This is a genomic window from Arthrobacter sp. 3Tela_A (assembly GCF_049311025.1).
In the GTDB taxonomy this organism is placed as follows: domain Bacteria; phylum Actinomycetota; class Actinomycetes; order Actinomycetales; family Micrococcaceae; genus Arthrobacter_B.
Window position 1 is genome coordinate 1 of sequence record NZ_JAXIOM010000057.1, and the last position, 23,825, is coordinate 23,825.

The 23,825-nt window shown below is 66.7% G+C and carries 25 protein-coding genes and 2 riboswitches; of the genes, 9 read left to right on the forward strand and 16 right to left on the reverse strand.

All coding sequences use genetic code 11. The features are described 5' to 3' along the window. Window positions 1-253 (reverse strand): DUF1990 family protein (locus tag TVC13_RS14685; protein WP_422401926.1); only part of this gene is annotated, 253 nt, incomplete at its 3' end. Beyond that, entirely contained in the window at window positions 250-642 is a 393-nt protein-coding gene (locus TVC13_RS14690) for an MmcQ/YjbR family DNA-binding protein (protein ID WP_422401927.1), read from the reverse strand. The genes TVC13_RS14685 and TVC13_RS14690, both read right to left, overlap by 4 nt. Before the next feature lie 120 nt (window positions 643-762). On the opposite strand from TVC13_RS14690, the gene TVC13_RS14695 reads away from it, so the two are divergent. Then, window positions 763-1,596, forward strand: coding sequence for a DUF1206 domain-containing protein (locus TVC13_RS14695; protein WP_422401928.1), 834 nt, complete (start codon window positions 763-765; stop codon window positions 1,594-1,596). On the opposite strand, the gene TVC13_RS14700 is transcribed toward TVC13_RS14695, so the two are convergent. Genes TVC13_RS14700 through TVC13_RS14720 form a run of 5 tightly spaced genes read right to left on the reverse strand, consistent with a single transcriptional unit; the run spans window position 1,593 to window position 6,610 of the window. Next, the gene (locus TVC13_RS14700) at window positions 1,593-2,468 is read right to left on the reverse strand and encodes a MetQ/NlpA family ABC transporter substrate-binding protein (protein ID WP_422401929.1); all 876 of its coding nucleotides are present in this window, start codon (window positions 2,466-2,468) and stop codon (window positions 1,593-1,595) included. The genes TVC13_RS14695 and TVC13_RS14700 overlap by 4 nt on opposite strands. 27 nt (window positions 2,469-2,495) lie before the next feature. Beyond that, window positions 2,496-3,710 carry an acyl-CoA dehydrogenase family protein gene (locus TVC13_RS14705; protein ID WP_422401930.1) on the reverse strand — a complete coding sequence of 405 codons (1,215 nt, stop codon included), beginning with the start codon at window positions 3,708-3,710 and terminating at the stop codon, window positions 2,496-2,498. After that, the gene (locus tag TVC13_RS14710) at window positions 3,707-5,131 is read right to left on the reverse strand and encodes an LLM class flavin-dependent oxidoreductase (RefSeq protein WP_422401931.1); all 1,425 of its coding nucleotides are present in this window, start codon (window positions 5,129-5,131) and stop codon (window positions 3,707-3,709) included. The genes TVC13_RS14705 and TVC13_RS14710 overlap by 4 nt, the downstream gene beginning before the upstream one ends. 29 nt (window positions 5,132-5,160) lie before the next feature. After that, the gene (locus TVC13_RS14715) at window positions 5,161-5,826 is read right to left on the reverse strand and encodes a methionine ABC transporter permease (RefSeq protein ID WP_055240613.1); all 666 of its coding nucleotides are present in this window, start codon (window positions 5,824-5,826) and stop codon (window positions 5,161-5,163) included. Then, the gene (locus TVC13_RS14720) at window positions 5,819-6,610 is read right to left on the reverse strand and encodes a methionine ABC transporter ATP-binding protein (protein ID WP_422401932.1); all 792 of its coding nucleotides are present in this window, start codon (window positions 6,608-6,610) and stop codon (window positions 5,819-5,821) included. Before TVC13_RS14720 ends, TVC13_RS14715 begins: the two co-directional genes overlap by 8 nt. A 106-nt stretch (window positions 6,611-6,716) precedes the next feature. Next, window positions 6,717-6,821: riboswitch (SAM riboswitch) on the reverse strand. A 218-nt stretch (window positions 6,822-7,039) separates the two neighbouring features. Here TVC13_RS14720 and TVC13_RS14725 point away from each other — a divergent pair. Further along, entirely contained in the window at window positions 7,040-7,591 is a 552-nt protein-coding gene (locus TVC13_RS14725; RefSeq protein WP_422401933.1) for a hypothetical protein, read from the forward strand. A gap of 10 nt (window positions 7,592-7,601) precedes the next feature. On the opposite strand, the gene TVC13_RS14730 is transcribed toward TVC13_RS14725, so the two are convergent. From TVC13_RS14730 to TVC13_RS14755, 6 genes are all read right to left on the reverse strand, one after another. Then, window positions 7,602-8,363 (reverse strand): SDR family oxidoreductase, encoded by a 762-nt coding sequence (locus TVC13_RS14730; protein WP_422401934.1) that lies wholly within the window; start codon window positions 8,361-8,363, stop codon window positions 7,602-7,604. A gap of 18 nt (window positions 8,364-8,381) precedes the next feature. After that, window positions 8,382-8,798, reverse strand: coding sequence for a CoA-binding protein (locus TVC13_RS14735; RefSeq protein WP_422401935.1), 417 nt, complete (start codon window positions 8,796-8,798; stop codon window positions 8,382-8,384). A gap of 85 nt (window positions 8,799-8,883) precedes the next feature. Further along, window positions 8,884-9,651 (reverse strand): alpha/beta fold hydrolase, encoded by a 768-nt coding sequence (locus tag TVC13_RS14740; RefSeq protein ID WP_422401936.1) that lies wholly within the window; start codon window positions 9,649-9,651, stop codon window positions 8,884-8,886. Between the two features lie 32 nt (window positions 9,652-9,683). After that, window positions 9,684-10,958 carry an MFS transporter gene (locus tag TVC13_RS14745; RefSeq protein ID WP_422401937.1) on the reverse strand — a complete coding sequence of 425 codons (1,275 nt, stop codon included), beginning with the start codon at window positions 10,956-10,958 and terminating at the stop codon, window positions 9,684-9,686. Continuing rightward, complete coding sequence (locus tag TVC13_RS14750) at window positions 10,955-11,299, reverse strand: ArsR/SmtB family transcription factor (protein WP_422401938.1); 345 nt, start codon at window positions 11,297-11,299, stop codon at window positions 10,955-10,957. Before TVC13_RS14750 ends, TVC13_RS14745 begins: the two co-directional genes overlap by 4 nt. 55 nt (window positions 11,300-11,354) lie before the next feature. Further along, window positions 11,355-12,749, reverse strand: a complete 1,395-nt coding sequence (locus TVC13_RS14755) for an LLM class flavin-dependent oxidoreductase (protein ID WP_422401939.1) — start codon at window positions 12,747-12,749, stop codon at window positions 11,355-11,357. Window positions 12,750-12,784: 35 nt separating this feature from the next. Continuing rightward, a riboswitch (SAM riboswitch) is annotated at window positions 12,785-12,899 on the reverse strand. Window positions 12,900-13,317: 418 nt separating this feature from the next. Here TVC13_RS14755 and TVC13_RS14760 point away from each other — a divergent pair. The 4 genes from TVC13_RS14760 to acs all read left to right on the forward strand — a co-directional run bounded on the left by TVC13_RS14760 (window position 13,318) and on the right by acs (window position 18,154). Next, entirely contained in the window at window positions 13,318-14,145 is an 828-nt protein-coding gene (locus TVC13_RS14760) for an ABC transporter ATP-binding protein (protein ID WP_422401940.1), read from the forward strand. A 117-nt stretch (window positions 14,146-14,262) separates the two neighbouring features. Then, a complete protein-coding gene (locus tag TVC13_RS14765; protein ID WP_422401941.1) occupies window positions 14,263-15,330 on the forward strand; it encodes an aliphatic sulfonate ABC transporter substrate-binding protein in 1,068 nt (355 codons plus the stop codon). After that, entirely contained in the window at window positions 15,330-16,187 is an 858-nt protein-coding gene (locus TVC13_RS14770; protein WP_422401942.1) for an ABC transporter permease, read from the forward strand. The genes TVC13_RS14765 and TVC13_RS14770 overlap by 1 nt, the downstream gene beginning before the upstream one ends. Continuing rightward, window positions 16,178-18,154: an acetate--CoA ligase gene (gene acs, locus TVC13_RS14775; protein WP_422401943.1), complete on the forward strand. Its 1,977-nt coding sequence runs from the start codon at window positions 16,178-16,180 to the stop codon at window positions 18,152-18,154. The genes TVC13_RS14770 and acs overlap by 10 nt, the downstream gene beginning before the upstream one ends. On the opposite strand, the gene TVC13_RS14780 is transcribed toward acs, so the two are convergent. Continuing rightward, window positions 18,151-18,480 (reverse strand): hypothetical protein, encoded by a 330-nt coding sequence (locus TVC13_RS14780; RefSeq protein ID WP_422401944.1) that lies wholly within the window; start codon window positions 18,478-18,480, stop codon window positions 18,151-18,153. The two genes, acs and TVC13_RS14780, sit on opposite strands and share 4 nt — an antisense overlap. A 64-nt stretch (window positions 18,481-18,544) precedes the next feature. On the opposite strand from TVC13_RS14780, the gene TVC13_RS14785 reads away from it, so the two are divergent. Beyond that, the gene (locus TVC13_RS14785; protein ID WP_422401945.1) at window positions 18,545-19,906 is read left to right on the forward strand and encodes an O-acetylhomoserine aminocarboxypropyltransferase/cysteine synthase family protein; all 1,362 of its coding nucleotides are present in this window, start codon (window positions 18,545-18,547) and stop codon (window positions 19,904-19,906) included. After that, on the forward strand, window positions 19,899-20,390 hold the full coding sequence (locus tag TVC13_RS14790) for a CoA-binding protein (RefSeq protein WP_422401946.1): 492 nt from the start codon (window positions 19,899-19,901) through the stop codon (window positions 20,388-20,390). Before TVC13_RS14785 ends, TVC13_RS14790 begins: the two co-directional genes overlap by 8 nt. A gap of 99 nt (window positions 20,391-20,489) precedes the next feature. Here TVC13_RS14790 and TVC13_RS14795 read toward each other — a convergent pair whose 3' ends face one another. Then, window positions 20,490-21,323 carry a hypothetical protein gene (locus TVC13_RS14795; RefSeq protein WP_422401947.1) on the reverse strand — a complete coding sequence of 278 codons (834 nt, stop codon included), beginning with the start codon at window positions 21,321-21,323 and terminating at the stop codon, window positions 20,490-20,492. Further along, window positions 21,295-21,867, reverse strand: a complete 573-nt coding sequence (locus TVC13_RS14800) for an RNA polymerase sigma factor (RefSeq protein WP_422401948.1) — start codon at window positions 21,865-21,867, stop codon at window positions 21,295-21,297. The genes TVC13_RS14795 and TVC13_RS14800 overlap by 29 nt, the downstream gene beginning before the upstream one ends. 335 nt (window positions 21,868-22,202) lie before the next feature. On the opposite strand from TVC13_RS14800, the gene TVC13_RS14805 reads away from it, so the two are divergent. Next, complete coding sequence (locus TVC13_RS14805; RefSeq protein ID WP_422401949.1) at window positions 22,203-23,609, forward strand: amino acid permease; 1,407 nt, start codon at window positions 22,203-22,205, stop codon at window positions 23,607-23,609. The last annotated feature ends 216 nt before the right edge of the window (window positions 23,610-23,825 follow it).

Below are 23,825 nucleotides of genomic sequence, written 5' to 3' on the forward strand. Positions count from 1 at the left end.
CCCCGGAGGCCATCTCCACCCCCGCCGCCGCCCGCGGTGTCGATGCCGCAACCCGCAGCCCACTGCCGCGGTGCAGGTCCCAGCCGAGCACGCCCTCCGCCAGCCGCAGGAAACCGGCAGCCGCGTCCGGCACGTCAATCAATTCGGACCGCAGCACCAGCCGGTAACCCTCCGGCCATCCACCCTCCAGGGGCCGGGGATACGGCCGCTCCGTGAACCCGGCGTCCGCATAGGTCAGCTCCCGTCCACTCACCCCTCGGCCAGCCCCTTCCAGGCCAGTGACTCGCGGTCCCGGCGCGGCAGCGAGGCCACCACCAGGTCATAGGAGTCCTCCACCAGGTTCCGCACCAGCTCTTCCTCCAGCCCGCCGGTGAGATCCAGCTGGTTCCAGTGCGTCTTGTTCATGTGCCACGCCCCGCTGATTTCCGGATGGGCCGCGCGCAGCTGCAGAGCCAGTTCAGGTTCACATTTCAGGCTGACCATCAGCGGATCCGCTTCCAGGGTGCTCATCGCAAACATTTTCGCCGGCCGTGACGGGCCACCGGCACGCACCTTGAACACCGACGTTTCCGGGCCAAAGGGAAAGTCTTCATACGATCCGGTCAGGGACAGGCAGTACTGCCTCAGCGATGCGGCGTCCATAAACCGACCATAGCGCCGCGTAGGTCCGGGCGCACCACTGATGGCAGGATGGTAGACGATCACTAAGCACACGAACTAAGCTGCGGCGCCCCCGGGCAGTCCGCAGCGTTGGAGGACACATTGGGCAACGATCGGGCAGGCACACGCGGGGGCAGAGTAGGCCAGGCCGCAGAACGGGCAGCCGACTCGAAGGGGTTCGAACGCGCGGCCCGCATGGGATATGTCGCCAGCGGCGTACTCCATGCCCTGATCGGCTTCATTGCCCTCCAGATTGCCGGCGGCGGCGGGGGCGACGCCGATTCATCCGGTGCCGTCGCCGCACTCGCTGACCAGCCCGGCGGCATTTTCCTGATCTGGGCCTGCTTCCTCGGTTGCCTGGCGCTGGCACTGTTCCAGGCCACCCGGGTTTTCCTCGATTCGGGTGAGAGCAAGGCCGACGTTTGGAAGAAGCGTGCCACCGATGCCGGGTCAGCCGTGGTCTACGGCGCCATCGGCGTCTCCTTCGGTGTCTTCGCCCTGGGCGGCTCCAGTGACAGCGAACAGAGCCAGATCACCTGGACCGGGCGGGTGCTCAGCCAGCCTGCCGGCCAGCTGGTGGTCGGCCTGGCCGGAGCAGTGATCGCGGGCATTGGCATCTACTTCATCTTTAAGGGAGTTACGCGGAAGTTCCGGAATGACCTCAAGGCAGTACCCGGCCGGACCTGGCAGCGCACCGCCACCGCCACCGGAATCGCCGGCTTTGTGGCCAAGGGCATCTCGCTGGTGATCCTGGGCGGACTGGTGATAGCCGCAGCCGTGACGGCAGACCCGGAGAAATCCACCGGGCTCGACGGCGCCCTGCGCGCCCTGCATGAGGCCCCGCTGGGCTGGCTGGTACTGGGCGCCGTCGGCGTGGGACTGGTACTTTACGGGCTCTACATGGCCCTGATCAGGGCCCGGTTCGGCAAGCTCTAGGCCTGCCACCAGGAGTCGAGTTCCTCCAGCGGATCCGCATCCCACGGAGTGGGCAGCACGCCGCCCATGTAGCCGGCGAACCATTCCCGGACCTCCGGCGACTGGTAGGCCTCCTGCAATACGCGTGCCTTCTCGGTCTCGGCGAACTCCGCGGTTCCCGCAACCACGCAGCGGAACGGAATCTGGTCTGCTTCCGCCTCGAAGGCCAGCGCGACATCCGGGGACAGCCCGATCTCCGCGGCGAGCCGCACGAACAGCACCCCGGCGTCCACGTCCGGCAGCGTCTTGGAGAGGGACTGCTGGTCCACTTCCACGAACTCGAAGTTCTTCGGGTTGGCCGTGATGCTCTCCTGCGACGTGTGGATGACCCCCACACCGTCCTTGAGTTCCAGCAGCCCTGCATCGCGCAGCAGCACCAGTCCGCGTCCGTTGTTGGCGGGGTCCACCGGCAGCGCGATCCGCGCGCCGTCGGGCAGATCCTGCAGGGACTTCCACCGCTCGGACCAGATTCCGGCCGGAGATCCGTAGACGTAGAACAGCGGCTGCACTTCCAGTTTCTGGTCCACGTTGAACTGCTGCAGGTAGGCACCATGCTGGAAGTAGTTGGCGTCGAATTCGCCGTTGGAGACTGCCAGGTTCGGCTGGATGATGTCCGTGACGTAGGTGGCCTCCAGCGTCCACCCCTTGGCCTTGAGCAGCTCGGCCGCGATCTTGGTGGGCTCCTGGTAGGGAGCGGATTCGGTGGCGATGATCTTGATGGTCTTGTCCCCGCTGGCAGCTGCACCGCCGGTCAAGCCGCAGCCGGTGGCGGCGGTCAGCGAGGCAGCACCTGCACCGGCGAGGGCGAGTTTGAGGAAGTTCCTGCGTTCCATGGGTGTTCCTTAGAAAAGTGGAGTGAATTAGCGGTAGGCGGAGGGAACCGGCTCGGTCCCGTTGAGGAAGAACCGGCCGAGTTCGTTGTATTTCCAGGCAACGGGGTCGTGCAGGGTGTGGGTGCGGACGTCCCGCCAGTACCTGTCGAACCCGTATTTGCTTCCGGCCGCACGGGCACCGGTGACGTCGAAGATCCGCGCGGTGACATCCAGGGACACCTCGTGCGCAGTGATCTTCGCGGCCGCGATCTGCTCCGCCACCCCTGCGCGGTCCGCAGCGGTAAGCGACTCCCCGGCGTCGAACGCCCACTGCAGGGCGGTGGTGGCCTGGTCGACGACGGCGGCAAGCGCCTGGACTTTCGCGGCGAAGGACCCGTAGTGGTTCTGGATAAACGGATCGTCCGACGCCGATGCCACCTCCGCGTGGAACCACGGCCGAGCGGAGCCCAGGGTGTAGTCCCGGGCTGTCAGCACGGCTCCTTCCGCGGCGGCGAGGTAGGCGTGGGCGAACAGCAGCTGGAATGCCGGAGTGGTGAGCACCTGGTGCGGGCTGCGTTCGCCGTCGTGTGCTCCCAGGTTGGTGATCACTGCCGTGTCCGGAACAAACACGTCCCGGAACTCGATGGTGTTGGTGGCGGTGAGGCGCGAGCCCAGGACGTCCCAGTCGTCGTGGCGGATGACGCCGTCGGAAGCCGTGTCGATAATCAGCGCCAGCCGGTCGCCGCCTTCGAGCACGGCCCGGCCGTAGATCCGGTCCGCCACCCGGCTGCCGGTGGAGAACGGCTTTTTGCCGGTGACCAGGTATCCGCCGGCGGTGCGGACGGCGGTGGCCTGCGGCCCCTGGGGTGTGCCGGTGGAGGACCAGAGCCACTGCTGTACGAGGCACTCGTCCGCCAGTTCCTGCCCGCGCTCCTCATCCAGGTCAATGTAGGGGAAGGCCTGGAAGATGTAGTGGTAGCCCAGCAGCTGGCCGATCGAGTTGTCCGCCCGGGCCACCCGCTGCACGATTTCGAAGGCGGTGCTCCAGTCGATTCCGGTGCCGCCGAAGCGGGCGGGGATCGTCAGGGGCAGCAGCCCGGACCGGCGGAGGATTTCAACTTCAGTGAACGGGGGCTTGTTGGCGGCGTCGCGTTCCAGCGCATCCGCACCAAGGATCGCAGCGACGTCGTCGGCCACGGCGAACCAGCGGGCCGCGTCCGGGGCGGGGCTGTAGCCGTAGCGGGTGAGCAGACTGGCGGTCATCGGGTAGCTCCTGGGATGGCAAGGGTGTTGTCGGGGGTGAACGCACCGCGGAACCGCGCGGCCCGGTGGCGTTCGTTCAGCAGCGGGCCGGTGCCGAAAAGCTTTTCGCGCAGCGTTCCGGGGGCGTATTCGCCCTGCGCCAGGCCGCGGCGGCGCAGTTCCGGCAGCACACCGTCGATGAAGTCGGTGTAGGAGCCGGGCAGGATGGCGTTGATGATGTTGATGCCGTCCACGCCGGCGTCCTGCCAGCGTTCAAGCTCATCGGCAATTTGCTCCGGGGTGCCGGTTATCTGCTGCGCTTCGGTGCGGTACCGGGCGACGTCAGCCAGGGTCGGGTTCCCGCCGGGGGTGGAGTCGATGATGGCCTGCAGCACGCCGCGGCCGCCTTCGGTCTGCACTTCGCCCAGCGGGGTGTCCAAGTCCAGTCCGCCGAGGTCGATGCCCAGACCGCCGCCGATGTGCGCGATCACGGCGTCGAGGTCCAGGTACTCGTCCAGCTCCGCCTTTTTGCGCTGCGCTTCGGCTTCCGTTCCGCCCACCACAAAGGACAGACCGGTAAATACCTTGACGTCCCCGGGCAGCCGCCCGGCGTCCACGGCACGTGCCCGGACCCCGGCGGCGACCTTCGCTGCATGGGCGGGGTTGGGCGCAAAAATGAAGGTAGCTTCGGCGTTGGCTGCGGCAAACTGCTGCCCGCGGCCGGAGCTGCCGGCCTGGAAGAGCAAGGGGGTGCGCTGCGGGGAGGGTGAACTCAGGTGCGGTCCGTCGATCGAGTACCGCTCGCCGCGGTGGTGGATCTTGTGGACCTTGTCCGGGTCCGCGTGCAGACCGCTGGTCTTGTCCTGGACCAGCGCGCCATCATCCCAGGATCCTTCCCAGAGCTTGTACACCGCGTCGGTGTATTCATCCGCCCAGTCATACCGGCGGTCGTGCTCGGTGAGGCCGTCGCTGCCGAAGTTGCGGTGCGCGTTCTCCAGCACGGAGGTGACGATGTTCCAGCCGGCCCGGCCGCCGGAGAGGTGGTCCAGAGTGGACATCTGCCGCGCGAACTGGAAGGGATGGCTCTGCACCACGGACGACGTCGCCGCCAGGCCGATGTCCCTGGTGGCGCCGGACAGTGCCGCGAGCAGCAGCAGCGGATCATTGGCCGGCACCTGCAGGCCGCGGCGCACGTGGGAGGCCCATCCGCCGTCGTGGTTGCCGTACAGGCCCACGACGTCGGCGAAGAACAGGGCGTCGAACTTCGCGTCTTCGAGCTGCCGGGCAAGGTCTGTCCAGAAGGACAGCTCGTTGAAGCGGTGCTGCCCGGCATCGGGGTGGCGCCATTGGCCGCCGCGGATGTGGCTGGTGGTGTTCATCAGGAAGGCGTTCAGCAGAAGGCGCGGACGCCCGCCGGGAAAACGGGTACTAAGAATGCTCATGGAAGTAACTTTCGATAGGAGCGGGAAGGCTAGAGGCGCTTGTCGGCGCGGCGGGAGAGCCAGGAGCCGCCCAGCTGCACGGCCTGGACCAGCAGGACCATCAGCACAATCGCGGTGAGCATCAGCCCGGTTTCATAGCGGTAGTAGCCGTAGCGGATGGCGAAGTCGCCGATTCCGCCGCCGCCCACCAGCCCCGCCATCGCGGAGTAGGAGATGAAGCTGACGGTCATGATCGTGACCGAGCTGATCAGTGCCGGACGCGCTTCGACCAGCAGCACGTCCCGCACGATCTGGCCGCGGGTTGCTCCCATGGAGCGGGCGGCTTCCACCACGCCGCCGCCCAACGCGGTGATGTTCTGCTCCACGAACCGGGCAAAGTACGGAATGGCGTTAATGGTCAGCGGCACGATCACAGCTGCGGTGCCGATGGTTGTTCCCACCACGAAGCGGGTGAACGGGATGATCGCGATCAGCAGGATCAGGAACGGAAAGGAACGCACCAGGTTCACCAGTGAGTCCAGGACGCGGTGCAGCCGCGGTTTGTGCCCCAGCCCGTCCGGCCCAAGGGAGTAGAGCAGCACACCCAGCGGGGTGCCGATCAGCACCGCCAGCGGAATCGCGACCAGCAGCATGGTGCCGGTCTGCCCCAGTGCGGCGAGCAGTTCCGGCCAGACTTCGGCAATTCGCTCAAGCAACGCGGGCTCCTTCCCGGCGGGCAGCCCGGTCCAGGGTGATTTCGTCGGAGATCAGGTACCGGCCGATCGCGGTGGCCGGGGTGAAACCGGGGCGGGCCAGTTCCGCGAGCGCGAACTGTTCCACCACCCGGCCTTCCTCCATGACGGCGACATTGTCCGCAATCGCCTTGATGACGTTCATTTCATGGGTGACCACCACGATCGTGATCCCGAACCGCGCGTTGACGTCGCTGAGGTACTGCAGCACGGAGGCAGTGGTCCTCGGATCGACGGCGGAGGTCGGTTCGTCGCACAGCAGCACCTTGGGCCGCGTGGCCAGGGCACGGGCAATGGCAACACGCTGCTTCTGCCCGCCGGAGAGCTTGGCCGGATAGGTGCCCGCTTTCTCCGAGAGGTCGACGACGGCGAGCGCCTCCAGTGCGCGGGTGCGGCGTTCGGCGGCGTTCTTCACGCCGGCGAACTTCAGCGAGAGTTCAACGTTCTGCGCGGCGGTGCGGTTGTTCAGCAGGTTGAAGTGCTGGAAGATCATCCCGATCTCATGCCGGGCCGCACGAAGCTCGGCATCACCCAACCCGGTCAGGTCCGTTCCATCCACCAGCACGCGGCCGGAAGTTGGGCGTTCCAGCAGGTTGATGTTGCGCAGCAGCGTGGATTTTCCGGCACCGGAGAACCCGATAATGCCCTGGATGCTGCCCTTGGGAATTTCAAGGCTGACGCTGTCCACTGCCGTGAAAGCCGATTCACCGCCTCCAAAGACGGTGGAGACGTTCTCAATACGGATCATGCTGTCCTCCTGCGGTCTATGCCCGGGAAGAGGTGCACGCCGCTTCGCCCGCCCGGCGCCCGTGCAGCGGGGCACGGGAGCAGCGGACCGTCTAAGAGCAGGTGCTTCTCCATCGGTCCTGGCGGTAGCACCCTTCTTCGGCGGGTATGCCCGCGGAAGGGGGTTGCTGCGGCGTCACGGAGCCAGGTCTCTCAGCCGCTCTGGATGGTTACGCCACTATCTAAACCGGCTGCACCCGGTCAGGGCCAGAAGATTTCTCCGTGCGGCCCTATGCGTCGGTTCGTAACGCCACCGGCGTCACAATCCGTATTGTTACGCACCGTTGTTACGCACCCGCTGAGAACTCTCCCTGGGTCCACGCCATTCATTCACCGGGCCGTTCGCGGCGCGGGAGCACAGAATTCCGGGCAGATCCGGGAGGATGGGAACGTGACCCTTCCGGAACGCCCTGCCCTGTCTTCCTCGCTCGGGGCTGGCGAGTTCCGCCGGTGGTACTGGCTGAAGGATGAGCTGCAGGCGTTTGCCCGGGCGCAGCAGATTCCGGCCACGGGGTCCAAGGAACAGCTGGCCGAACGGGTTGCGGCCTACCTGGCGGGCAAGCCGCTTCCGGCGCCGGCTGCGAAGCCCCGGCGCTCCCGGCAACGGCTCGTTCCGCCGCTGACTATCCATACGGTGATTCCGGCGGGACATCCCTGCAGCCAGGTGCTGCGGGAGTTCTTCGTCAACGCGCTGGGGCCTGGTTTCCGGTTCGATGCCCCCATGCGCGAGTTCTTCGCCGCCAATGACGGGACGGCTACCCTGGCTGCGGCGCTGGATCACTGGCACGCCACCCGTGCCGCGGCAGCCGCTCCGATTGGCCCGCAGTTCGAGCTCAACCGCTTCGCCCGGGACTGGCATGCCGCACATCCCGGCGGCACCCGGGACCAGATGCTCTCTGCCTGGAAGGTCCACCGATCCCTCCCTGCGGACCGGCGGGGGTAGCCCAGGTTCTTTAGCGGCTGCCCATGGCAGCCAGCTCCTCCCGGATGCTTTCCGGTTCTTCGTCCAGGGGCATGTTTGGATCGTCCTGCACTCCGTCCAGCGTGCCCGGAGGGTCGGCCTGGAGCGGTGCGAAGAAGGCATCGAAGTCAGTGACCGGCTCTCCGTCCCCGGCGATGAGTTCAAGGGTCTTGCCGAGGGCGTCGTCGGAACTCAAGGCGTGCACCAGCACTTCGGCAATCTGGGTGCGGGCAATCCCGCCGTCCGCAGGCGTGCCGGTCCGCCGGCGGTCTCCCTGCAGGGCGATTTCCCGGCCCTGGCCGGGTTCGTTGTAGTCGAACCATCCGGGCCGGACGATGGTGTACGGCAGTCCGCTGGCCCGGAGCAGACGCTCGGAGCGCCGTTTCCAGTCCACCAGGGTTCCGAACGCGGTCCGGTTCGTCAGTCCGATCGCCGTCATCAGCACTATCCGGACCCGGCGTCCGTTCAGGGCCAGCAGGACGTTGCGCACGCCGTCGTAATCCACGGCCTGCGGGTCCTCACCGCCGTTGGCACCGTGCGTGAAAATGATCGCGTCAACCCCGCTGACCGCGCCTTCGAGGGTCTCGGGGCGGGTGAGATCCCCTTCCACCACTTCTGCCCCGGGCGGCAGCACATCCGCCGCCTTGCGCGGGTTGCGGGCCAGGGCCCGGACGGCGAACCCCTCCCGTACGGCTTCCTGCACCACCAGCCGGCCGATTCCTCCGGTCGCGCCCACCACTAGGACAGTGCTCATGCCGGCCTCCTGGCCTTTTTAGAGTCCGAACCGCCCGGCCTCGATGACCGGGCAGGTGTCCATAACGACGTCGAGGCCTGCGTCCGCGGCCCGCTGCGCCGCCGCCTCATCCACCACACCCAGCTGCAGCCAGACGGCTTTGGCGCCAATTTCGATGGCCTGGTCCACGATGCTGCCTACCTTGGCGGAGTTCACGAAGCAGTCCACTACGTCCACCTGGCCGGGGATCTCGGCCAGCCGGGTGTAGCCCTGGTTGCCGTGCACTGACTCGCCGGAGAGATTCACGGGAACGATGTCCATGCCCAGGGAATCCTGGACAAACCGGGACACACCGACAGCCGGTCGTGCGGGGTTGTTCGACAGCCCGACTACCGCCCACCGGCCCTTGGCTGTGAGCAGCCTGGTGATGACCTCAGGGTCATTGCGGTGTGCCATGCCGTGCCTCCTTGACTGCTGTGACCGGTTAGCTCTCTGCCGGATCTCACCCTACGCTCAGGCAGCAACGCGGTCGACGCCGGTCCTATTCCAGAAAAGCCTCCACGGCAGCGGCGAGCACCGCGTCATCCAGGCCGTGCCAGCTGCCTTCCAGCAGCTGGAAGGACCCCTCGGGGAGCAGCTCGGCAGTTTCACGGGCCCATTCCTTCAGCCGGTCATCGCTGCCGGAGCTGGCCAGCACCAGCACGGGCACGCGGATCCCGGTCAGGCTCCGTACATCGGTTTCAAGCAGCAGGGTCAGGTCATAGGCGATGGTGTGCGCTGCGGGTTCGAACGGGCCCGGGTCCGAAGCCTCAATGATGTCCGCCGGCACTCCGATGGATTCCTGGAACAGCCGGATGGCGCCGGCCCGGTCACCTGCTGCCACCAGCTCTTCCAACTCGGGCCGCATATCCGGTTCTTCCGTGCCGGGTTCAGTAAGCGGCGGTTCGACGGCGATCACGCTGGAGATGACAGCGGACTCCGACGCCGCGCGCAGCGCAAGTACGGCTCCGGAAGACGTGCCCAGCAGGGCCGCCGCTCCCCCGGCGGTTTCCACTACGGCCAGCAGGTCATCCACCTCGGACTCAGGGGTGTACTCCTCCCCGTCCCCGCTCTCGCCTTTGCCGCGGCGGTCATAGGTGTAAACGGTGTGCCCAGCCGCCAGCAGTTCCGCCACACCGGCCATCGATGACGTGGTCCGGTCCATCATGACCGGGTCCACCACTACCAGCGGCGGACCCTGGCCCTGCCGTTGCCAGGCAATGGGCGTTCCGTCGGCGGAAAGCACGCGTCCTGTGGCTGCTGGTTCCATGAGGTTCTCCTTGGCTGGAGGCTGGGGGTCCCTCAACGGTAGGAGCGTGCTCCTACCCGGTCAATGCCCCGCGGCTGCTCGAACCGCTCCGGCTGCAGCCAGGCGGAACCACCGTTCTTCCTTGTCTGCGCCAGCGCCGCGGCGAATCCGGCAGCGGCCAGGAGAGTCAGGACTCCCGCAGCACCCAGCAGGCTGCCCTCGCCCAGCCACCCCGCTATGGGGTAGGTGATGAGGAAGCAGGAGTGGGAAAGAGCGAACTGCGCCGTGTAGACCAGGTTTCGGTTGGCCGGCGTCGAGGAGTCTGCCAGCAGCCGGGATGAGGGCGTGTTGACGAGCGAGGTTCCCATACCCAGCACGGCCCAGGCGGCCAGCAGTGCGGGCCAGCCCGCGCGACCCGCCGCCAGCACTCCGGTCACGACGACGGCTGCTGCCAGTCCCGCCACAATCACCGCTAAGCCCGCAAGCATCGTCCGGATGACGCCGAAACGGTCCACCAGCCACGGAACACGCAGGGCCGCAGCCAGCGATCCGACGCCGTAACAGCCGAGGGCCAGTGCCAGCGCGGCGTCATCCAGCCTGAACACTGCGCGCGCATAGACAACGGAATTCACCAGGACGATCGCCGTTCCGGCTGCCACCACCACGTTGGCCAGCATCAGGAACCGCAGCGCGGGCGTGCGGGCGAAGGTCCTTATTCCGGTCGGAAGCCGGCTCCAGAAACCGTCCCCTGAGGCCTCAGCGGCGGGCAGCCTGCACGCCAGGACGAGTACCGCGGAACAGAGGAATCCGAACGCGGTTCCGAGGAAAAGGCTGTTGTACGTAAGCACCGTCAGAAGGACTGCGGCAAGCGCCGGGCTCAGCAGCGATTCCAGGTCATAGGCAAGCCGGGACAGTGACAGGGCACGGGTGTAATCCCGGGAATCCGGCAGCACGCCCGGAATCAGCGACTGGAACGCAGGCGTGAAGGTTGCCGATGCGGACTGCAGTATGAACACCAGGACGTAGACCTGCCATATCTCGGTCACCCACGGAAGACCCAGTGCCACCGCGAACCTCACCGCATCGGCACCAACCAACACGGCCTTTTTCGGCAAGCGGTCCACCAGGGCAGCGACCACCGGCGCCACGCCCACGTACGCCAGCATCTTGATCGTAAGAGCGGTGCCGAGCACTGCTCCGGCTGAGTCCCCCGCCAGGTCGAAGGCAAGAAGGCCCAGGGCAACGGTCAGCAGGCCCGTTCCGAGCAACGCCAATACCTGGGCGAAGAACAGTGCCCGGTAGGTGGGATTGCGCAGGACCCGGATCATGAGTGGTGCCCGGGCTTCTCGTCCACGGCATGCTCGGCCTGCCGGATAGCTTCGACCACCAGCCGCATCGCGTGCTCGTCCGTGAGGCGGTAAAACGCCCGGTTCCCGTCCTGCCGGACACGGACCAGCTTGCCCCACCTCAGCTTCGCCAGGTGCTGGGAGACAGCGGCCGGGCTGCGCTCCACGATTTCGGCCAGGTTGTTCACCGAGAGTTCGCCTTCACGCAGGGCCAGCACAATCCGAATGCGTGTTGCGTCCGCGAGCAGGCGGAAGACCTCAACGGCTACGTCAATGTAGGCGTTCGCGGGAGTAAGGTCATCAGCATTAGTATCTGCGTGCATACGCAGATACTAACAAACGCCCTCCCCCGGGGGCAGCCTCCGCGGAAGCCCAGTCCTAGCGCGTGACGGCCGGCGCCAGTCGGTACCGGGCTCCCCTGTGCTCTGCGGGCAGCTTGTCGCCGGCACCAAAGAGCTTGTTCCGCAGCGTGCCCGGGGCGTACTCCGTGGGGTAGGCACCGCGCTTCTGCAGTTCCGGAACCACGAACTCCACGACGTCCTCAAAGGTGCCCGGGGTGACGGCATACGCGAGGTTAAAGCCGTCGACGTCGGTCTCTTCCACCCAGCGGATCAGCTCCTCGGCGACCTCGGCGCCGGAGCCCACCAGCCGCGGGCCCAGCCCGCCGATACCGGCGCTCTCGGCGATGTCGCGCACCGTCCAGGGCTCGCCGTCGTCCTTCACTTTCTGGAAGTTCGCCGCGGCTGACTGGATGGCGTTGGACTTCACCGAGCCCAGCGGCTCGTCAAGGTTGTAGGTGGAAAGGTCAACACCCATCCAGCCGGACATCAGCGCCAGCGCGCCTTCGTCACTGATGTAGCTCTGATAGTCAAGATGCTTGGCTTCGGCTTCCTCAGCCGTGGCGGCGGTGATGATGGTCAGCAGCGTGTAGATCCGGATGGAGTAGCGGTCCCGTCCGGCCGCTTCGGCGGCGTCGCGGATCTTCGTGACGGTTGCCTTGAGTTTCTCCACCGTGGAGGCGCCGACGAACACGGCTTCGGCGTTTTCGGAAGCGAACGCGATGCCGCGCGGGGACGCGCCGGCCTGGTAGATCACCGGGGTGCGCTGCGGGGACGGCTCGGAAATGTGAATGCCGGGGACCTTGAAGTACTTGCCCTCGTGGTTGATGTCGTGGACCTTGGCCGGGTCCGTGAACACGCCGGTCTCCCGGTCGCGGACAACGGCGTCGTCTTCCCAGGAGCCTTCGAGCAGCTTGTAGACGACTTCGAGGTATTCATCGGCATGGTTGTACCGCTCGTCGTGCTCCAGCTGGTCTTCCTGGCCCATGTTCCGGGCGGCGGAGGGCAGGTAGCCGGTCACGACGTTCCAGCCGACCCGGCCCCCGGTGAGGTGGTCCAGGGTGGAGAGTCTGCGGGCGAACGGGTACGGGTGCTCATAGGCCGTGCCGGCTGTGACGCCGAAGCCCAGGTGTTCGGTGACCAGGGCCATGGCGGAGACCAGCAGCAGCGGATCATTCACGGGCACCTGTGTGCCCTGCCGAAGGGTCGCCTCGTTGGAGGACCCGTAGACGTCATAGGTGCCCAGGACGTCGGCAATGAAGATCCCGTCGAACAGGCCGCGTTCGCAGGTCTGCGCCAGGTGAGTCCAGTAGCTGAGCTTGGTGTAGTCCGTTGACCGGTCTTCGGGATGGCGCCACAGTCCGGGCGACTGGTGGCCCACGCAGTTCATGTCGAACGCGTTGAAGCGGATGTGGCGGGCGGGCGTGGTGGCCATGAGGGTCCTTTACGGAAGGACGCACCGCGGAGGGAGCGCCGTACTTGCCGCGGGCGGTCTTGCCGGCGACCGGATCGTCATCTGGGGCACCCCGCTACGGGAGAGGGTTGCCGCCCAACGAGCCAGAGCTTCGCGTTGGGACTCATGATCCTGCGGGTTCAGTATGCGCCCGCTCCCCCGGTGGCACGCAAGCCGACGTGTTCACGCGGCGTAACCGCCGCCGTCGTACTTCACCTCCCGGGCGCCCAGCCGCCCCGCCCCGAACCATCGAGATGACAGAAACTGCACGTTTCAGCGCTGTAACGTGCAGTTTCTGCTATCTCGATGGGGGAGGGAGGGGCTGAGAAATGTTACGCCGGGACTTGCCGGAATCGGACTTCAGGGCGTTTAGTTGGGTCTTGACCATCCCGAGCGGCTGAGAGACCTGGATCAGTGAAGCCGCAGCAACCCTGGTCGTAGTGCTTCCTCCTTGAGGCACTGCGATATCGAGGTGGACGTCGCAGGAGGCCGGCAGCGGCCCAGGACGTTTTCCGTAGGGTGCTACTGCCAGGACCGATGGAGTGTTCACATGACTGCAGTACTTTCCTCCGGCTCCCATGCCGTCTCCGCTGCCCCGCGCACTGCTCCCGACACCGCACTGTCCGTGACGTTCGACGGCGTCGGCCGCAGCTTCGGCTCCGGCACAGACGCCCACGTGGTGCTGCGCGACATCAACTTCGAAGTCCGTCCGGGCGAGGTCCTGGCCATCCTGGGTTCCAGCGGCTGCGGCAAGTCCACCCTGCTGCGCGCCACCGCAGGGCTCGACGCCGCTTCCACCGGCCAGGTGCTGATCGACGGTACGGCTGTGCGCGGCATTGACGACCGGTGTGCTGTGGCTTTCCAGGAACCGCGGCTGTTGCCGTGGCAGACCCTGCAGGCCAACGTTGCGATTGGCCTGCCGAAGGGCACCAGCGCTTCCGAAGGCAAAGCCAAGGTCTCCGAGCTGCTCAAACTCGTGGAACTGGACAGCTTTGCCAAGCACCAGCCGCGTGCTGTTTCCGGCGGCATGGCCCAGCGTGCGTCACTCGCCCGTGCCCTGGCCCGCAAGCCCGGTGTCCTGCTGCTGGACGAACCGTTTGGGGCCCTGGATGCCCTGACCCGGCTGAAGATGCAGGACCTGCTGCTGGACGTGCACCGCGCTGCGCCCGCCACCGTCCTTCTCGTCACGCATGACGTCGATGAAGCCCTGCAGCTCGCCGACCGGATCATCGTGCTCGGCCGCGAACCGGGCAAGCCCGGCGCCACCATCACGCAGACCATCACCGTGCCCGGTGCCCGTCCCCGGGACCGGGCCTCGGCCGAGCTCGCCCGAATGCGCGGCGAGCTCCTGGCGAGCCTCGGCGTCGACCGCCACTAGAGCGCCCACGCCTCCCCGTCCGGGCCACAACCCTGGCCAATCCGCGGACGCATTGTGCCCGCACCAAGCTGCACCGACCCCACATTTTTCTGCTCCACCCGTCTCGAAGGAATCCCCATGAACAGCCGTTCCCTCTTCTCCCGCCGCCCGCCCCGCGTCTCCCGCCGCCCGCTCACCGCACTGGCAGCCACCGCAGCCGCCGTTTCGCTGGCCCTGACCGGCTGCGTGGCCGGCGAAGATTCCTCCGGGGCAGCCGCAAACGAAGCGGCCGACGGCGGCACCCTGAACATCGACTTCGCCACCTACAACCCCCTGAGCCTGGTCATCAAGGACCAGGGCTGGCTCGAAGCCACTCTCGAAGAGCAGGGCGTGGAGGTGAACTGGGTACAGTCCGCCGGGTCCAACAAGGCCAACGAGGCGCTGCGCGCCGGAGCGATCGACGTCGGTTCCACCGCCGGCTCGGCTGCCCTGCTGGCGCGCGCCAACGGTTCGGAAATCAAGACCATCAGCATCTACTCCCAGCCGGAGTGGGCCGGCCTGCTGGTCTCCCCCGAGTCGGACATCACTTCCGTGGCTGACCTGGCCGGCAAGTCCGTCGCCGCCACCAAGGGCACCGACCCGTACTTCTTCCTGGTCCAGGCACTGGAAGAGGCCGGGCTGAGCACCTCCGACGTGACGGTTGAGAACCTGCAGCATGCAGACGGCCGCACGGCCCTTGAAAACGGTGCGGTGGATGCCTGGTCCGGCCTTGATCCGATCATGGCCGGAGCCGAGCACGCCGGGGCGAAGTTCCTCTACCGCAACCTGGACTTCAACACCTACGGTTTCCTCAACGCCACCGAATCCTTCCTGGAAGAGCAGCCGGAACTGGCCCAGACAGTCGTCGATGCCTACGAAAAGGCCCGCGCCTGGGCAGCAGAAAACCCGGAAGAAACCGCGCAGATCCTCGCCGACGTCGCCGGCCTGGACCTGGAAGTGGCCCGCACTGTCATCCTGGAACGCAGCAACCTCGACGTCGACGCGGCGCCGGGCGAGGCGCAGCGCAAGGTCCTGGAAAAGGTGGGCCCCGTGTTCGTCGAAACCGGCGACGTTGCCAACCAGCAGGCGATCGACGACGCCGTGGCCTCCCTGCTGGATGACACCTTCGTACAGAAGGCCGATGCCGCAACCGTCAAGGACGCCTAATGAGCAGCAATCCATCTCCCGCTGCTGCACCCGCAGTGGCAGGCCCGTTCGGGTCGTCGGCAGCACCCGCACCTGTCCAAAAGGCCAGCTCCGGCAGCCCGCTGTCCCGGACCTGGGCCCGCGTGGCCCTGGGCCTGGTAGTTCCGGTGCTGCTGCTGGGTCTCTGGCAGCTCGTGTCCGTGCTCGGGGTCTTCAGTGCAGTACAGCTGCCCTCCCCGGGCGCCGTCCTGACCTCCGCAGCGGACCTGATTGAACGCGGCGAGCTGGGCACCCACATCGCCATCTCCACCCAGCGCGTCCTGACCGGCTTCGCACTCGGCGCCGCGCTGGGCCTGATCCTCGGCGCCCTGCTCGGCCTCTCCCGCCTGGCAGATGTACTCCTCGGCCCGCTGTTCGGCGCCGTGCGTGCCGTACCCTCCCTGGCACTGGTTCCGCTGCTGATCCTGTGGATGGGCATCGGCGAGGATTCAAAGGTCACGCTGATCACCATCGGCGCGTTCTTCCCGGTCTTCACCACTGTTTCCCTGGCGCTGCGCCACGTGGACAAGAACCTCGTCGAAGCGGCCCGCGCCTTCGGCCTGAACGGCCTCAAACTGCTCACCACGGTGCAGCTGCCCGCCGTCGTTCCGGCTGTTTTCTCCGGTCTGCGGCTGGCACTGGCGCAGTCCTGGCTCTTTCTGGTGGCTGCAGAACTGATCGCATCCTCCATGGGACTGGGCTTCCTGCTCACGGACTCGCAGAACAACGGCCGCACCGACCGGATGTTCCTGGCGATCGTGCTGCTGGCAGTCATCGGCAAAACGACTGATGCCCTGCTGGGCGTCGCAGAGAAGTGGGCAGTGAAGAAGTGGGCGTAACAACAGCACTGGAACAGGCCGAACCCGCACTCACCACCGACACGGAGCGCATCGCGTTCTGGGAGGACGCGGCCCGGCGCCTGCAGTGGGAACAGCCGTGGCACACCGCCCACACCTTCACCCCGCCGCAGCGGCTCAGCGGCCCGGAGATTCCGGAAGCTGACGCCGAGTACAGCGTGCCGGAAATCGAATGGTTCGCCGGCGGCAAACTGAACGTCGCGGTGAACTGCGTGGACCGGCACGTGGCTGCCGGCCACGGAGACAAGGTGGCGCTGCACGCCGAAGGCGAACCGGGCGACCGCCGCAGCATCACCTATGCGCAGCTGCAGAAGGAAGTTTCCAAGGCCGCCAACGCCCTGCTGGCCCTGGGCATCGATAAGGGCGACCGGGTGGTCATCTACCTCCCGGTCATCGCCGAAACCATCATCATCACCCTGGCCTGCGCCCGGATCGGCGCCATCCACTCACTGGTCTTCGGCGGTTTCTCCGCCGAGGCCCTGAAGTTCCGGGTGGAAGACACCCGTGCCAAACTCCTGGTCACCACCGACGGCCAGTTCCGCCGCGGCGCAGCCGTTCCGGTCAAGGACAACGCGGACGAGGCGGTCTCCGGGGACAACGCGATCGAACACGTGCTGGTCATCCGTCGCACGGGCTGCGACATCGCCTGGACCGAAGGCCGGGACATCTGGTGGCACGACACGGTGGACACCGCCTCCGACATCCACGAAGCGGAGGCCTTCGACGCCGAGACGCCGCTGTTCATCATGTACACCTCCGGCACCACGGGAAAGCCCAAGGGCCTGGTGCACACCATGGGCGGCTACCTCACGCAGGCGTCCTGGAGCTACGAGTTCCTCTTCGCCAACCCGGACGAAACCGCCCGGGATGCGGACGTCCACTGGTGCACCGCGGACCTGGCCTGGGTCACCGCGCACACCTATGAGATCTACGGACCGCTCTCCAACGGCGTCACCCAGGTGATCTTCGAGGGCACCCCGAACACCCCGCACCCCGGCCGGCACTTCGAGATCATCGAACGCTACAAGGTCACCAGCTACTACACCGCCCCCACCCTCGTCCGTTCCCTCATGGGCTGGTTCCCCGACGGCGTCCCGGACACCTGGGACCTGTCCTCCATCCGGCTGCTCGGGACCGTCGGCGAAGCCGTGAACCCCGAAGCCTGGCGCTGGATGCGGGAGAACATCGGCCGCGGCGAGGTACCGGTGATCGACACCTGGTGGCAGTCCGAAACCGGCGCCACCATCCTCTCCCCGCGCCAGACCGACACAGCGTTCAAGCCCGGCTGCGCCTCCCGCGCCCTGCCCGGCGTCTCCACCCGGATCGTCGACGAGCACGGCGCTGATGTGCCCCCGAACGTGCAGGGTTTTATTGTGGTGGACCGGATCGGCCCGTCCATGGCCCGGACCTGCTGGGGCGACCCGCAGCGCTACCTCTCCTCCTACTGGCGGCAGTACGCGCAGCAGGGCTGGTTCCTGGCCGGGGACGGCGCCCGCTATGACGACGACGGCGACACCTGGATCCTGGGGCGGGTGGACGACGTCCTGAACGTCTCCGGCCACCGGCTCTCCACGATCGAAATCGAATCCGCGCTGGTCTCCCACCCCTGGGTAGTCGAAGCCGGGGTCTGCCCCGTCGCCGATGCCAAGACCGGGCACGCCATAGCAGCGTTTGTGGTCCTCACCGACGCCGCGTCAACGGATACAGAAACCGTCACCGCGGAACTGCGGAACCACGTCGCGAAGGAGATCGGACCGATCGCCAAGCCCGCCGCCGTCGTCGTGGTTCCGGACGTGCCCAAGACCCGCTCCGGCAAGATCATGCGGCGCCTGCTCACCCAGCTGTTCGAAGGCACCACCCTCGGGGACACCACGAGCCTGCAGAACGAACCCTGCATCCCCGCGATCCACGCCGTGTGCGAAGCACGCCGGACCGGGGCCGGGAACTAATGAGCGGCGTCGTGAACCCTGGCCAGCGTCACCCGGTCCAGCTCCACCGCTCCGCCCATGGCACGGTGCAGGCGCAGGAACTCCACGGGCGAGACCTCCAGGAACGAGGTGTCATTCTTCTCCGGGAGCAGTTCGGGGTGACCGCCGTCCATCATCTCGGCGAACATCCGCTCCGCGGCAAGGCGGGTCATCGGTTCGGTGGGGGTGATCTTGTGGTTCGCGGACGCCAGTTTGTACCCGGTTTCAACCACGATCACGTACTCGTCCATGCCCGCTCCCAGGATTGCCTCGCCGCAACTGTCCTCAACATTGTTGGTATCCAGCACCCAATAAAGCAACCATTGGCGAACCGCTTACCCGCGGTTCCCCCAAGGAAGGAGCACTCAGTCCATGAGTGACCGCCAGTTCGGATTCCGTACCCGCGCCCTGCACGCCGGCGGAACGCCCGACGCCATCCACGGTGCCCGTGCCGTTCCCATCTACCAGTCGACGTCGTTCGTCTTCAAGGACACCGCCGACGCCGCCAACCTCTTCTCGCTGCAGAAGTACGGCAATATCTACTCCCGGATCGGCAACCCCACGGTCGCCGCGTTCGAGGAGCGGATCGCTTCCCTGGAAGGCGGAATCGGTGCCGTCGCGACGGCGTCGGGCATGTCCGCGGAATTCGTCACCTTCGCGGCGATCTGCTCCGCAGGGGACCACATTGTGGCGGCCTCCCAGCTTTACGGCGGAACGGTCACGCAGCTCGATGTGACGCTGCGCCGCTTCGGCATTGAAACCACCTTTGTGCCCGGCACGGACCCGGCGGACTACGCCGCGGCCATCCAGGAAAACACCAAGGCCGTGTACGCCGAGGTGGTGGCCAACCCCAGCGGCGAGGTCACGGACATTGAGGGCCTGGCCAAGGTGGCGCACGACGCCGGTGTGCCGCTGATCCTCGACGCCACCCTGAGCACTCCCTACCTGGTGCAGCCGTTCAAGCACGGCGCGGACATTGTGATCCACTCCGCCACCAAGTTCATCGGCGGGCACGGCACCACCCTGGGCGGCGTCGTCGTGGAGGCCGGAACCTTCAACTGGGGCAACGGCAAGTTCCCGGCCATGACCGAGCCGGTGCCGTCCTACGGCAACATCTCCTGGTGGGGAAACTTCGGCGAATACGGGTTCCTGACCAAGCTTCGCTCCGAACAGCTGCGCGACATCGGGCCCACGCTCTCCGCCCAGTCCGCGTTCCAGCTCCTGCAGGGTGTTGAAACCCTGGCCCAGCGCGTGGATGAGCACCTGCGCAACGCCCAGGCCGTGGCCGAATGGCTGGAGGCTGACGAGCGGGTGGCCTGGGTCTCCTACGCCGGCCTGAAATCCCATCCGCACCATGACCGGGCCAAAAAGTACCTGCCCAAGGGGCCGGGTTCGGTGTTCAGCTTCGGTGTGAAGGGCGGCCGTTCTGCAGGGCAGACGTTCATCGAATCCCTGCAGCTCGCCTCCCACCTGGCGAACGTCGGCGACTCCCGCACCCTGGTGATCCACCCGGCGTCGACCACCCATCAGCAGCTCTCCCCCGAGCAGCTTGCGGCGGGCGGCGTGCCGGAGGACCTGGTGCGCATTTCCGTGGGCTTGGAGGACCTGGAGGATATTCTCTGGGACCTGGACCAGGCACTCACCGCAGCTGCCGCAGGCGGGGCGGCCGCCGTCGTCGAACCCGCTGCGTCCTGCAGCATTCCGTCCGCAACCGAGGAGTCAGCCAATGTCTGAGAACCGCACCTGGGTGGGACCCAGCGCCCCGGAACGCCTGTCGCTGCTGCGTTCGGCCAAGTCGGTCGCCATTGTGGGCGCCTCGGACAAGCCGTCCCGGGCGTCCTACTTCGTGGCCACGTATCTGCTCTCCTCCTCGCCGTACAAGGTGTACTTCGTGAACCCGGTGGCCAAGGAAATCCTCGGCCAGCCGGTGTATGCCTCGCTGGCGGACCTGCCGGAGACCCCGGACATTGTGGATGTATTCCGCCGCCACGACGACCTTCCGACCGTGCTGGAGGAAGCCAAGGCCGTAGGCGCCAAGACGCTCTGGCTGCAGCTGGGCTCCTGGCACGAAGAGGTGGCCCGGGACGCGGAAGCCGCCGGAATGAACGTGGTGATGGACCGCTGTGTGAAGATCGAGCACGCCCGTTTCCACGGCGGACTGAATCTTGCCGGCTTCAACACCGGCGTGATTTCCTCCAAGCGGCAGCTCACCGCCTAGCCCGGGTGCTGTCCCGCCCATAACCACCGAGAGGCCAGTTACGGCTCGTATCACGCGTGAAACGAGCCGTAACTGGCCTCTCGTTTGTGTTGAGGGGCGTCAGCCGGAGCTGCGGCCGTTCCCGTGCTGGGGGCCGCCGGGGTGATCTTCCCGGCCGTTGTTGCCTTTGCCGTGGCTGTCCTTGCCGCCGTTATTGTCACGGCCGCCGCTGTTGTCCTTGCCGGAGTCGACTCGGCCCGGGCTATTGTCGCGTCCATGCCCATAGCCGTTGTTGCCGTTGCCGCTGTTGCCGCCGGGGCGGCCGGCGTTGTCTGGACCGTCGCGGCCAGGTATGTCGCGGCCAGGTGACTCACGGCCGGGCACATCATGGTCCGGGCCGCGGCCGGGCTGCTCGCCCCTGTCCGCTCCGGGACCGCTGCCCAAGCCGGGCTCAGCGGAACCGTCCCCCGGCTCGCCGGCGTCGGCGGGAACCGTTTCAGCGGCGCGCGGCACTTCCTCAGCCGGTTCCGGCTTCGTCTCCCCGGGCGAGGCGGGAAGGGCCGGAGGCACTGCGGCTGGAGAAGTTTCCGCCGGGGCCGGCGTGGGTGCGGGGACCTGTTCAAAGTTCACCGAGGCAGGGGCCTCGTGGGTGTCCTCGGCTTTGATCCAGAGTCCGCCGTTGGCGGCGGCCACACCCGTGGTTCCGGCTGCCATGGCCGCTACGATCGCACCACCCAGCAGGAATCCCCTCCGGCGCGAAGGCCTGCTCAGCGGGGTGACTCCCGCGGTGAAGAACGCTTCCAGTTCCGGTCCCGGGTCCGGGGCGGATGTCCGGGACTCCGCGCGGAGATCAGCAAGGGCGCCGCTGAGCTCGCCGGTTTCCTCGACGCCGGACTCAGCAAGGAGGCGTCGGATCGCTTCGGCGTCACCGGGTTTGCTGGACTTGCTGTTCATCTTCCGCTGCCTCCTTCCCTGCGACTCGTTCCTTGAGCGCCAGGAGCGCCCGTCTTTGAAGCTGCTTCACGGTGTTGACCGTTTTCCCCATGATCGCTGCGGTGTCCTCCAGCGGCAGGTCCGCCACTACCCGCAGCAGCAGGACTTCTCGCTGCGCCCCGGTGAGCCCGTCCAGCAGCTGGGCCGCTCCCAGCCCGGATGAAAGAACCATGTCCTCGGCTGAGTCCGTGGACCTGTTGTCGAGCTGCGGATCGTACGGGGCAGTGGCCGGCTGGCGCTCCCGGCGCCGGTGGTCGTCCACCATCCGGGCGTGGGCTACTGAAAAAGCGAAGGTCCGCAGGCCGGACGCGCCTCCGGAAACGGTGGAGATCCTGGAAAACACCGTCAGGAAAACGTCCTGGGTCAGTGCTTCCGGGTCTTCGCAGCCCTTGGAGCGCAGGTACCCGTGGACCGCGGGTGCCAGCGACTCATAAACCGCCCGCAGTGCCGCCGGGTTGTTCGCACGCGCTGCAGAGACCATTGGCTCTGTCAGCGGGTCAGCCAAGGCGGGGTCCTTCGGTCTGGGACGTTGGGGCGAACCAAATCGTACCCCGCCAAGGCTGATCCTGCGCAGGAGGTGGCCGCGCCGTTGCTCGTTGGGGGGATGAGCCCCGGCGCGGCCACTACACACAGGTAATCGCGGGGAGTGCCCGAAAGGTTACGCGGCTGCCAAGAAAGTTTTGGGCGGTTCCCCGGGCGGGAGCCTTCGGAGGAGAATGTGGAAGACTTGACGGCGGTCCGCCCATTGGCGGCGGATCCGGCGCGGCGGGCTGAATCCAACCCTCCTGCCCCGCTCCGAACCACCAAATGCCGGGCCCGGCGGCCCGGCCCAGGAAGACAATGCCCAGCACCACGCCCCACCACACCGATCTCAAGCGCGGCCTCTCCCTGAGGCACATCCGCTTCATCGCCCTGGGATCCGCGATCGGCACCGGACTGTTCTACGGGTCCTCCGAAACCATCCAGGCAGCAGGTCCAGCCGTCCTGATCGCCTACATCATCGCCGGCTGCGCCGTGTTCCTGGTCATGCGGGCGCTGGGCGAGATGGCTGTCCGCCACCCCGTCGCGGGGTCCTTCTCCCAGTACGCCGGCCGCTATCTCGGCCCGCGCATGGGTTTCCTCACCGGCTGGACCTTCGCCTTCGAAATGATCATCGTGGCGATTGCGGACATGACAGCGGTCAGCATGTACATGGGCCTGTGGTTCCCGGACACACCGGGATGGGTCTGGATGATTGCCGCGATGCTGCTGATCGGCGGACTGAACCTGATGCGGGTCAGCGTCTTCGGCGAGATGGAATTCTGGTTCACCCTGATCAAGGTCTCCACAATCATTGCGATGATCGCCGGCGGCCTGTACCTGATCGTCTTCGGCGTCAGCACCGGCGGCTACGAACCGGGGGTCAACAACCTGGTGGACCACGGCGGCTTCGCGCCCTTCGGTGTCTGGGGCATTGTGATGAGCCTCGGCATCGTCGTCTTTTCCTTCGGCGGCGTTGAAACGCTGGGTGTAACTGCAGGAGAAGCAGGCGACCCGCAGCGCGCAATCCCCAAGGCCGTGAACACTGTTCCGGTCAGGATCCTGCTTTTCTACGTTCTCTCACTGGGCGTTATGCTCTGCCTGCTGCCGTGGGACCGGATCGGTTCCGAGGGCAGCCCGTTTGTTCAGGTTTTCGCAGGACTGGGCATTCCGTTCGCCGAACACCTGATCAACGCAGTGGTGCTCACCGCAGCCCTGTCTGCGATGAACTCCATCTTCTACGCGGCCTCACGCACCATGTACGGCCTGGCTGAGCAGGGCCATGCACCGCGCAGCTTCACCGCCGTTTCCCGCTACGGGGTCCCGGTCTGGCCCGTGGCAATCATCATGGCCTGCCTCATCGCAGGCCTGGGTCTGTTCCTGTGGATTCCTGACCAGCTGTTCCTGGTTGTCGCCTCCATCGCCACCTTCGCGACACTCTTCACGTGGTCGTCGATCCTGCTCAGCCACCACCGGATGCGGCTGCAGATGCGGCGGGAGGCTACGCCGTCGGCAGGTTTTGCCTTCCCGGGCTGGCCCGTCCTGAACTATGTGGTCCTGGCCTTCATGGCCCTGGTGACAGTGATCCTGGCGTTTACCGGTCCCGGACGCACGGCGCTGGCTGTGGGAACGGTCTGGCTGCTGCTGATGCTTGCGGCCTACCAGTTCCTGGTGAAGGACGAAGGCCGGAAACCGATCGAGCTGCCGGAGCCTGCGCGCGAAGCCTGACGCCGGGGCGGGAGCCGGTCGAGCTGCCGGAGCCTGGCCGCGTGGCGCAAACCTAGCTGCGTTCCGGATCGATGCATTCGGCCCAACCCGGTTTTCCTGCGGTTTGGGACATCCCTGCCGCAATGGGACAGCCTGCGGAGTGTTTTCCCTGCGGTTTGGGACATCCCTGCCAGTTGGGGACTTTCCTGCGCGGCTCCTGTCTCTTATACACATTCT